Here is a 1,882-nt window from a genome sequence, read left to right on the forward strand (position 1 = left end):
ACTACAACAGAACAACCTACAGAAGGTTCAACTACAACCGAACAACCAACAGATGGTTCTTGAGCTGATAAAGTTTATACATTAGAAATTACAAAATAATAAAACTTTGAATATATCCTTATGGATATATTTTTTTAATAATTTTGTGGCAATATTTTCATCTTTATATACTCCAATTATGATAATTAGCAATTAAATTTATAATTTAATTACTTAATTAAAAAATAAAGAGGAATTATGAAAAAAAATATTTATTAATTGGAACACTTGCTTCTTTAACAACTATGTTTCCTGTTGTTTCAGCTTCTTGTGTTAATATTACAAATGATACAAGGGATAAAAAACCAGATAAAACAAATAATGAAAAAATTAAAAAATTAAATCGTGTTTGATTTGATTATAATTTAAACCAAAAATATAATTATAATACTAGTAAATATCAGTTTGATAAAAGCATAAACAAAAAATATGAAGCTTTGTCTAAATATTTAATTGACATTTTACGTGAATCTAGATTTGGGGCAATCAATAATTTAAGTGATGAAAATATTAATAAAATTCAAGCATTATTTAGATTAAAGAGTGATGAAAAATTAGAATTAGAAACAAATAATAATTTATCTTTAAATGAGAAAATTGAAAGATTAAAACAAAACTATTATGTTTATTCTCCGCTTCAAGATTATTTAGATAATAAAATTAAAAATGATAAAAACCAAGAAGCATTTAAAGCAGTAGATGATATTTATGTTTATGATTTTGGACAAAAGCAAAAGAATAAAGAATTAAATTATAGTTTTAATCAAAACAATATTAATAAATTAATGTTTGAAAAATATTATTATGGTTTAGGTGATGCAAAAAATGCTTTAAAACCTAAGGAAGCATTTGATAAAGTTAATCAAGAATATGAAGAATTTTTAAAAAAATATAAAGAAAAAGAAGTATTAACAAATGATGATTTTAATGAATACTGACAAAAATCAATTGATAATCATTGACTGCAATTAAATTATAGAAGTGAGTTTTATAATGGGTTTGAAAGAATGTGAAATACTTATTTAACAGATAATATTTGGCTACTTGCTAAAAATAATTACCGATATTATGGAGAACATCCAGATACCTTTAATGAAGATGAAATCACAATAAATGAAGAATATAACCCTGTCTTTAAAAATGCTAAATTAATGGTATCTAATAATATTAATTCAAAGATGCCAATTTTGCAAAGAAATATGAAATTATTTTCAGGTAGAGGACAAGGAACTGATTTATTTTCTAATGATCAAAAAATGTATATTTTAACAGCTAAACACGTAATTAAATTTATGACAAGAGAAAATAAGTTTGTTGATCAGAACTTTATTCCTTGATATAAATATGATCCTGAAAATAAAATTTCTACTGACCAAAGAAAAGAACTTTCACCAGTATATTGAGAAACTGGAATTGTTTTAGATTTTTCTAAAAATTATTCTTTTGAAGTCTTAGACAAAAACTTAAATGTAATTAAAATTGATCTCCCATATCAAGCATTAAAGGTTGTTTCTGAAATAATTTAGAAAATCAAAATGTAAACAGTTTTAGTCGAAGTGAAGAAAGAATTGCTTCACTTGATCAAGTTATTATTGAAATAGATAAAAGTAAAATTAATGATCCAAAAGTGCTTGAAATTTTAAAACAATCTCGTTCATATAATAACCCAATTAAATTAAATAATGATGCTACTTATGATTTTATTAAATATAACAGAGATGATGGTTCATATTTTATGAGCATTAATAATCAAGGTTATTTTGTAAATGATACTGTTAAAGAAAATATTATTCATTATAAAAGTGAGGTTCCAAAATTGAACCCCACTTTTATAATTTTTGCC

General features: G+C 22.6%; 2 protein-coding genes. Both read left to right on the top strand.

Going from position 1 to position 1,882, the window contains the following annotated elements; translation table 4 throughout:
* The first annotated feature begins 284 nt into the window (after positions 1 to 284).
* Entirely contained in the window at positions 285 to 1,565 is a 1,281-nt protein-coding gene (locus T390_RS0103590) for a hypothetical protein (protein WP_027335104.1), read from the top strand.
* A gap of 101 nt (positions 1,566 to 1,666) precedes the next feature.
* A partial coding sequence (locus T390_RS03955) for a hypothetical protein (protein WP_036436342.1) occupies positions 1,667 to 1,882 on the top strand: 216 nt, incomplete at its 3' end.

Origin of the sequence: Mycoplasmopsis felifaucium ATCC 43428 (assembly GCF_000687775.1) — a bacterium.
GTDB classification, from domain to species: Bacteria; Bacillota_I; Bacilli_A; order Mycoplasmatales; family Metamycoplasmataceae; genus Mycoplasmopsis; species Mycoplasmopsis felifaucium.